This is a genomic window from Methanocalculus natronophilus, assembly GCF_038751955.1.
Lineage (GTDB): Archaea > Halobacteriota > Methanomicrobia > Methanomicrobiales > Methanocorpusculaceae > Methanocalculus > Methanocalculus natronophilus.
This window is the reverse complement of record NZ_JBCEXH010000005.1, coordinates 122631-132040: the sequence shown is the minus strand read 5'-3', so window position 1 is coordinate 132040 and position 9410 is coordinate 122631. Positions and strand designations below refer to the sequence as shown.

Here is a 9410-nt window from a genome sequence, read left to right as displayed (position 1 = left end):
CTTCAATGGGATGATGCAGGAGATCATCAAAAACGGCTGGGAAGACAAGGATTTCATCGCGAACCGTACAAACGACTACGAAGCGATGAAAGAAGAAGTGATGAAACCCGAGTATTCGCTTGAGAACGTCGAGAAGATCTCCGGTATCCCGGCAGACCAGCTGAAACAGGCCACCGAATGGTATGCAACAAGCGGCGCCTCCTCGCTTCTCTTCTCAATGGGTATCACGCAGCACACCACCGGTGTCGACAATGTCAAGTCCATTGCAAACCTTGCGATGCTGACTGGCAACATCGGCCGTCCCGGCACGGGCGTGAACCCGCTCCGTGGCCAGAACAATGTGCAGGGCGCCTGCGACATGGGCTGCCTGCCTGTGGTCTTCACAGGATACCAGAAAGTCATTGACGAAGCCGCCCACAAGAAGTTTGCCGATGCCTGGGGCTTCCCAGATGGTATCAGTGCGGCCGAGAACGGGTATGAAGTCACGATCATGCTCAAGACCTTAAACGAGAAACCGGGCGAACTGAAAGGCATGTACATCATGGGCGAGAACCCGATGCTCTCAGATGCGAACCTCTCGCATGTGAAGGAAGCAATCGAGAAACTCGAGTTCCTTGTGGTACAGGACATCTTCATGACCGAGACCGCCGAGATGGCCGACGTTGTCCTGCCTGCCGCCTGTTTCGCCGAGAAGGACGGGACCCAGACCTCGACCGAACGCCGTGTCCAGCGTCTCCGGAAGGCCCAGGACGCGCCCGGCGAGGCCCGTGGCGACTGGGAGATCATCGCCGGCCTTGCGGCAAAGATGGGATATGCGGCCCAGTTCCCGTGGCAGAATGCTGAAGATGTCTTCACGGAGATTGCGCAACTGACCCCGCAGTATGCCGGGATGTCATATGACCGTGTGAACAGACCGGAAGCCCTGCAGTGGCCCTGCCCGGCAGCCGACCACCCGGGCACCCCGATCCTGCACGGCGCCTCGTTTGGCGCGATGCCGGATGGCAAAGGCCTGATGACAGCGATCAGCTACAAGCCTGCTGCGGAAGTTCCGGATGCCGAGTATCCGTTCATCCTGACAACCGGCCGTACCCTGTTCCACTGGCACACCGGTGGTATGACCCGGCGGTCCTCAACACTTGACAGCGAAGTTCCGACCGGCTGGATCGAGATCAATGTCGATGATGCCAAAGACCTTGGTATCGCTGACAACGAGCTGATCATCGCAAAGACCCGTCGTGGCGAGATCAAGGTGCCTGCCCGTGTCACCAAAGACATCATGCAGGGTGTCATGTTCATGCCGTTCCACTTCGCAGAATGTGCAGCCAATGTCCTGACAAACGATGCTCTCGATCCTGTATCGAAGATTCCGGAGTTCAAGGCCTGTGCTGTCACCGTTGAAAAGATCCAGGAGGCCTGATGACGATGGTAGCAAAAGGCGATATGATATATGCATGGGCTTCAGATGCTGCATGCCTTGAGAAAGGCGAGTGCGGCGGTGCAGTGACAACACTGCTGAAGCATGCCCTTGAGAGCAGGATGGTTGATGGTGTGCTGGTTGTGAAGAAGGGTGCGGATGTCTATGATGCCACAATTGAGGTCGTCACCGATCCAGCCGAGATCGAGAAGGGTGCGGGCTCGCTCCACTGTGGAACGCTCCTCCTCTCAAAAATCCTCACAAAGTTCCTGCAGGGAGCAAACGGGAAGAAGTATGCACTTCCCGTGAAAGGGTGCGACACAATGGGCATCCTTGAGCTTGCGAAGCGGAACAAGGTCAATATGGATAACATCATCATGATCGGCTTAAACTGCGGCGGATCGGTAGCACCAATCGACGCAACAAAGATGATCAGGGAGAAGTTCGGTGTTGACCCTGCTGATGTTGTGAAAGAGGAGATCGACAAGGGCCAGTTCATCGTCATCACCAAAGACGGTGAACACAAAGGCATCTCCATTGATGAACTTGAAGAGGAAGGCTATGGCCGGAGGAGCAACTGCCGCCGGTGCCTCTACAAGATCCCGCGCCAGGCAGATCTTGCCTGCGGAAACTGGGGCGTTCTCGGTGACAAGGCCGGGAAGGCGACCTTTGTCGAGGTCTGCTCTCAGAAAGGTGCACAGCTTGTTGATGGTGCGGTACAGGCTGGTGTACTCGAAACCGGAGCAGCAGATCCAAAAGGCGTTGCGATCCGTGAGAAGGTCGAGAATTCGATGCTGAAGCTTGGCCAGAAATGGAGGGCAAAGGACTTTGCGTCTCTCTCAGACGAGCTCTGGAAGGCGATCAACGAAGAGACCTCCCGGTGCATCAAATGCTACTCCTGCATTGAGAACTGCCCGGTCTGCATGACAAAGGAGGAAGAGCTGAAGTCCGGAACACCAATGGTCCGTCCCGGCCAGGTGCCGCCGCCGCCGATGTTCCATATGCGGAGGTTTGCCCATATCTCAGACTCCTGCATCAACTGCGGCCAGTGCGAGGAACTCTGTGCAATGGATATCCCGCTAGCCCTCTACTCGCATGCGATCAGGGCAGAAGCGGACTCTGTCTTTGATCCAAAACTCGGGACATCGTCATATAGAAACTGACGTATTCTGTGCGGAATACTGGCACGATACCAACCAGAGGGGGGTTCTTTCTCCCCCCTCCGGGTTGTCATGCCTCGCCGGCTGCCTTCTCCTGGAGTGAACAGGAGTCAGTGTGGACGAGACTCTTGCATCCGGCCTGAGTCCGCAAAACCTCATAATTTTTGGAAAAACTGCTATAATCGAGAGAATCTCTCTTTTCTTCTCCAAAGCGAACCTTTTTTGGCGATTTCTCATTATGCCCGAATAGACAATGAATGATCCACCAACCCTGATTCTCAGGGTGGTGATGCAGGCGGTGTTGTGGCCCTGAAAAAAGGCTTGCTGTGACCCGCTTTCTGCGTATCAGGACACGATGAACCATGATTCGGAATATCATAATTGTATTGCTTGCAGCACTCCTCTTCTGTAGTGCTGCCTCGGCACAGGTAACGGTCGCAGAACTTGAGATCATTGACCGGAGCACCGGAAATGTGGTTGCGGATTTCCATGATGACCACTGGCATGGCGAACTCCCGCACATCCATGAGGGCGATGACATCGAGCTGATGGCGAACTTCATTGGAGAAGACGGAGCATTTATTCCGCTGTACCACGGCAGCAGGAATCCGGATGGCATCTATGCGATGTCCGCCCGGATAGCAGATGGTGCACCAGCCGGATTTGCCCGTGTCTCGGATCACGGCGATCATGTGCATATCTATGGTGATCATGAAGGCGACACCTATGTTGTCTTTCAGCTGCTTGAACAGTCAACAAGAAACGTGGTCTGGGAATCCGGCCAGATTGAGGTCGAGGTTGAGGAAGGTCACCTGAGCATGGGTCTTGTTGCCGGTCTTGGTGCCGGTATCATTCTTGTCTGTTGCCTTGGGTACTATCTGTACCGGAAGAGATGCTCCTGTGGATGCAGGTCTTCGTGACATTCATCTCTTTTTTGAGCAACAGGACTCTCTTCTGCTTCAGAAACCTCTTTTTTCATCCCACCTTCCAGGCGGTGTCTCCAGGAAAAAAACACGTCCAATCTCCGGAGTCGGCTGACTCCCAATACCCGGGTATGCCAACAGTGTATGTGCCGGGGGAGCAGGGAGGTCCGGAGGTATGCAGGCAATGCATCTCTCAAATCCCCTCCCCTGGCATCGAGTTGAGAACAATGTCTGTCGACTTTGTAAAGATACGAAACAACAAGACAGCGGTCCGGAACCTTCCGACACCGTTTGTCGATACCGCGGCATTTGATACCGTGGTTGGATCCGTGCTTGCAGATAACCCGTTTGGCTGTGTCCCCTACGAACAGGGCGGCGAGACGATCCCCGGGGTTACCCGTGGACGTGAGCAGTATACGGCCCGGATCGTATACCTGGATGCTGAGGGGAGGCGGCTTGGTGCCGCAACCGTGACTGCACAGACAACTGCCGGGATGAATGCGGCTGCCGGAGCTGTCCTTGACAATGCTGCCCTGACAGCAGCAGTGGGTGGCACTCCCCACAGGGATGCTGCACGGGACAGCTACTCATGCCAGCTCAGGTGCCGCGATCCGAATGGGGAGAATTATGCTCTCACATTTGCAAGACGGGTTGTCAGGCTCACGAGCTTTGAGGACAACGCCATTATGAACACCGTGGAGGAGTGGGCAGATACCGTTCCGGATCTCTGCTAGAAGAGAATGGGTTTTTCCCTTCCCTTCCCTCCTTCTTCTTTGATTTGCCGGGTGGCTTCTCTTATTCGTATTATTGTATATAAATCCTCTATAGGCCGGGGGTGAATTGTGTGGGGGTTTGGGGATGGTGTTGCAATGGAGATTCGGAAAAGATATCTTGAACGTATGCAATTTACCGGCTTAGAAAAACAAGGATAAAAACCAATAGACCACAGATCCAGTAGTATGCATATAGATATGTTTACTTATTTTTTATGCAACCACTCTTCACCCCGCCGCATACACACTCTGCCCGGCCCCGTAATACGCATCATAGACATGCTGGAAGACGGCAACCGTCTTCTCTTCATAGAGTTCTGTCGTGTAGATGTCCGGCAGGCACTCATCCAGCATCTGTTCTATGGTACGGCGGACATCTGAGAGCGTCTGCTGGCGCTTACGCCAGTCAAGAACCAGCTTCTCCTCCTTCAGGGTGGTAAGCAGCTTCTTCGAGGTTGCCTTCACTCTCTTCCTGTCAGAAGCTGAGAGCTCGATTGTTGGCTTTGTCAGCAGGTCAAAGATGGCAAGCTCCTCTTCATCCAGCTGTTCACTGACTGTCCGCTGCTCCTCCTCATTCAGGCTCTTTGTGAAGGCAACGAGCTGGTGGAAGAGCTCCTCGTCGCTTAATCTCCCGGAATTATATTCCTCGATCATCTTCTGGAACTGTTCAAGATAGTTCATCCGGGTGCGGTTGAGCCTGATCATCTTCATCATTTTCTGAGCAACTTTTCCTTTCAGCCTCTCGTTTATCGTCCGTTTCTTCCCCTGCTTGAAGATCCCGCCAAGCTGTTCAAAATCTATCTTGCTGAGGTCAATAAAGAGATCCTGGTCTGATTCCTGATCATTATCCCGTATGTAGTAGCCATCGGTTGCAATTGAGCGGTCAAGCAGATTCTCCACCTGCTCCATCACGTTGGAGATATCCACAGGCATGATGAGCGAGCGGATTGCGTCTGCGATGAATCGGATTGGCTGGACCTGGGTGGAAAACCGTCTGGAATCCGGATCGGGGAGGATCGCCTTATAGAGCCGCCAGACAGTGCTTGCCCAATCGAGGAAGCGGCGTTTGACCTCTTCTGAAACAAGGAGGGCTTCAACAGCCTGATCCTTCAGGGCGATTCTCTCAAAACCTTCGGCAGCCTGAATCGCATCAATATCGACACCATGCTCCATGCAGAGGCTCCGGGTCTCGGATATTGCAGTCTGAAGGGCAACAATGAGGGAAGATTTATCCTCCACAGGATTATCGCCTTCTCCCCCTGCACCATAGATGGCGAGGGCCTTCTCAAGATTCCTGAACACTCCCACATAGTCGACGATTAATCCGCTCACCTTCCCGGGATAGACCCGGTTTGCCCGTGCAATCGTCTGCATAAGGCTGTGGTTTTTCATCGGCTTGTCGAGATACAGGGTTGAGCAGCTTGGTACATCAAAACCGGTTATCCACATTGCACAGACAAAGACCAGCCGGAAGGGATCATCTGCCTGCTTGAAGCGTTTTTCAAGATCCTCTTCAACCATCCGCTTGCGGTGTGGACGGATATCAAGCCCTTTCTCCGACATCTCGCTGATCTCATTCTGCCCCTGCGAGACGACGACCGCCATATCCGTCTCTCTCATCCAGGCGATCGTCTCAAGGATCTCTTTTCGATCTTCGGGAACTGCTTTGTTACTTTCTGCAACAAGCTCATTGATCCTGGTATCCCAGTAGCTCCTGACCTTCTCATACATCCGGATGGCAGTTGCCTTGTCAATTGAGATCACCATCGCCTTGCCTCGAAAGCCACGTCCTGTGAAGTGATCGACGATATCGCGTGCAATTGCCTCAAGCCGGTCATCCCGTGTGATCAGGTGGTATTCACGTGCAAATTCACGCTCAAGCTTCTTCTCCTGTCCCTCGTCAAGCTCAGCAGCTTCAAGGAGCTCTGCCATATCTGCATTCAGGTTCTCGTTTGTCAGCTGGAGCTGCGGGATGCGGTTCTCATAGTAGAGTGGAACCGTTGCCCCGTCATCGACCGACTGCTTGAAGTCATAGACACTGACATACTCGCCGAAGACCTGCCGGGTCTTCTCTTCGGTGATGATTAAGGGGGTGCCGGTAAAGGCGAGGAAGGAGGCGTTTGGGAGAGCTGTTCTCATATTCAGCGCGAGGGTATCGTACTGGCTCCGGTGCGCCTCGTCGGTGATGACGATGATATCATCCCGCTCAGAGAGCACAGGGTGGCTCTCCCCTTTTTCAGTTCTGAACTTGTGAATGAGGCTGAAGACGTAGCGGTGATCCTCGGTGAGGAGCTGGCGGAGGTGGCGACTGCTATCTGCCTTTGCTCTTCTCTCGGTTACGACTCCTGCTGATACGAAATTCTTGTAGATCTGGTTATCAAGTTCCTGCCGGTCGGTGATGATGACAAATGTCCAGTTGCCGGGAATGGTACGGAGCACTTTCTGGGAGAAGAAGATCATCGAGATGCTTTTGCCGCTCCCCTGGGTATGCCAGAAGACACCCAGTTTTCCATCATGTTCACGGATATCTGTGAGGGCATCGATTGCGTTGTTGACCCCGAGGTACTGGTGATTCTTTGCTACCAGCTTGATGAGACCCCCCGGGATCTCCTGGAAGAGAGTGAAGTTCTCGACGATATCGAGGAGGCGGTCCGGTGCACAGATCCCATGAAGCATCGTCTCAAGCGAGACACGCCCCGGCTCCCTCTCGCTCCCCACCTTCTTCCATTCTGCAAAATGTTCCCACCCTGCCGTGACACTCCCGACCCGGCTCTGGCTCCCGTTGGAGACGATGATCATCGCATTTGGCCGGAAGAGCTGGGGGATGGTGTCTTTGTAATCCCGGATATTGCCTGAAAATCCCGTCTCAAGCCTCCGGTGGGCGGCTTTCAGCTCGATCAGGAGGAGGGGGATGCCGTTGACGAACCCGACGAGATCGGCCCGCCGGGTGTGCATCTCCCCGGTGACCCAGAACTGGGAACAGAGGAGGAAGTCGTTGTTTCTGCTCTTCTCCCAGTCGATGATCCGGAGATGCTCAATCGTCTCGCCATCGCCATCGGGGTCCGGAACCGGCACCCGGACGCCGTTCTTCAGCAGGTGATAGATCTCCTGGTTGGCGGCGGCCATGCTCATCAGGGAGCGGTCACGGGTGAGATCCGCAATGGCTTCATGGATCGCCTCCAGCGGGGCATCCGGGTTGAGCCGGAGCAGGGCATCCCGGAGATTTCTCTTGAGGATGACCTCGGATTTCGTCTCCCTGCCCAGGGTGCTGACACCGTGATCGAACTCGTCATAAGCGTTGATCGCCTCCCACCCGAGCTCTCTGAAGACTTCAATTGCAGGCTTCTCAACGAGTTCGTCTTCCGTATACCCTGCCGGTGTCATCTCTCCTCCTCCTCCAAAGCTGCTTCGATGAGAGCCAGCCCAGCAGCGGTTGTGCGGTACCGCTGCTTCGAGCTGCTTGGCTTATCTGGGATCATTGGTTCAAGGAGCCCGTCTTCAAAAAGGGGTTTTAAGTAGTTTTTACGGAAGTTCTCTCTATCTTTGAGTCCCGCAGCTTCCTGAAGCTCATCACGTGATTTGAGTTCATCACGTGCGGCTTGTAATATGTTAACAACTTGCGGGGTACCTGCGGGGTACCTGCGGGGTACCTGCGGGTTACTTGCGGGGTGCCTGCGTGTTTTCTCACCGGCCTTCTCCTCCGAAGCCGCTTCGATAAATGCACGTCCGGCGGCGGTTGTGCGGTACCGCTGGTTTGAGCTGCTTGGCTTATCTGGAATCATTGGTTCAAGGAAACCGTCTTCTAAAAGGGGTTTTAAGTAGTTTTTACGGAAGTTCTCTCTATCTTTGAGTTCCGCAGCTTCCTGAAGCTCATCACGTGATTTGAGTTCATCACATGCGGCTTGTAATATGTTAACAACTTGCGGGGTACTTGCGGGGTACCTGCGGGGTACCTGCGGGGTACTTGCATGGTACCGACCTGTCTCCTCACCGGCCTTTTCCATCTCACCAATCGGCATTGGATAGAATATCGCCGAAAAGAAGCTGTCTGATCTGAATTCCGGCGCAGGATAGCCAAGCGTTGTTGCACCGTCCCGCATCCGCTTGATCCCTGTTCCGGCTTTTTCGATATAGGCAATCCGGTGCAGGAGATCAGCGATGAGTGGATTTCTCCGGACACTCTTATGGCCAAGATCAGAAACCTGCATCCCTTTTGGGAGCCCGCCGGGGCTTGAGACTTCGATTCTATCAGTGAATATCTCCACAAAGACATTTGCGCCCTCCAAGAACCAGTCCCGGTGCATGACGGCGTTTGTGATCGCCTCCCGGAGTGCTGCCATCGGGTACTCGGGTATATCCTCCCGCTGGAGTTTCTCGATCCGGTATGCGGTCCGTGTGTTCCGTTCGATGAAACGGAGTGCATCCTCGATATCCGCGATGATGCCGCCGTCGAAGTCCTTCCGGTCAAGGATATGGACCTTGACAGTGCCTTTGAAGAGGAGGCAGGTGATGTATGCCTGGTTGAAGAACCGGCGGGGCTCTTTTGCAAAGAAGAGGACACCGGCGTTCCTGAAGAGGAGCCTCCCCCCTGATCGTTCTGCCGCCTCGATATTGACGAGGACATCCTCGACCGATCCATCCCGGTAGATGCTGCTCTTTCCAAGCCAGTTCCTGAATTTATCGGTATCAAAGTCCTCAGGATAGGAGAACCGGGTGCAGACGGAGTGATCGAACCGGATCGCACCCTCCTGCTGGAAGAGATCCCGGATCTCATTCCGGGAGAGCTTCTGCGAGACCGCCCCAAGCCGCCAGAAGAAGCCGTCACTGCACTGGACCGGCTTCTCTGTACTCTCCCGGACGGTCACCACCGTCACCTCGCCGATCCGCTCAAGCAGAACCTTTACCGGGGGATCGCATTTCCGGGCGATATCCTGAATTCTGGCACGGAGATCATTGGTATCCGAAATCCCCTTCACGGTCCCGTCATCCCGCACCCCAAGGAGGACACGGCCCCCGGCGGTATTGGCAAAGGCGACAAGCTCACGGGCGAAGGAGTCGTTCACTCGCTCCTTGTACTCGAGCGTGACGCCTTCGCCCTCCTGGAGGAGGATGCTGAGATCGGCGGGGGTGGTCATGGGGG

General features: G+C 54.6%; 6 protein-coding genes. 4 read left to right on the top strand and 2 right to left on the bottom strand.

Annotated elements, in window-relative coordinates; all coding sequences use genetic code 11:
* The 4 genes from ABCO64_RS07495 to ABCO64_RS07480 form a co-directional block, all read left to right on the top strand.
* Window positions 1-1417: molybdopterin oxidoreductase family protein (locus ABCO64_RS07495; protein WP_343089316.1), on the top strand; the 1417-nt coding region annotated here is incomplete at its 5' end.
* 5 nt (window positions 1418-1422) lie between these two features.
* Complete coding sequence (locus ABCO64_RS07490; RefSeq protein WP_253461049.1) at window positions 1423-2577, top strand: Coenzyme F420 hydrogenase/dehydrogenase, beta subunit C-terminal domain; 1155 nt, start codon at window positions 1423-1425, stop codon at window positions 2575-2577.
* Window positions 2578-2936: 359 nt separating this feature from the next.
* Window positions 2937-3494 (top strand): hypothetical protein, encoded by a 558-nt coding sequence (locus tag ABCO64_RS07485; RefSeq protein ID WP_253461028.1) that lies wholly within the window; start codon window positions 2937-2939, stop codon window positions 3492-3494.
* 230 nt (window positions 3495-3724) lie between these two features.
* Window positions 3725-4231 (top strand): hypothetical protein, encoded by a 507-nt coding sequence (locus ABCO64_RS07480; RefSeq protein WP_253461031.1) that lies wholly within the window; start codon window positions 3725-3727, stop codon window positions 4229-4231.
* Window positions 4232-4498: 267 nt separating this feature from the next.
* Here ABCO64_RS07480 and ABCO64_RS07475 read toward each other — a convergent pair whose 3' ends face one another.
* A complete protein-coding gene (locus tag ABCO64_RS07475; RefSeq protein WP_343089315.1) occupies window positions 4499-7654 on the bottom strand; it encodes a type I restriction endonuclease subunit R in 3156 nt (1051 codons plus the stop codon).
* Complete coding sequence (locus tag ABCO64_RS07470) at window positions 7651-9405, bottom strand: Fic family protein (RefSeq protein WP_343089314.1); 1755 nt, start codon at window positions 9403-9405, stop codon at window positions 7651-7653. Before ABCO64_RS07470 ends, ABCO64_RS07475 begins: the two co-directional genes overlap by 4 nt.
* Window positions 9406-9410: the final 5 nt, after the last annotated feature.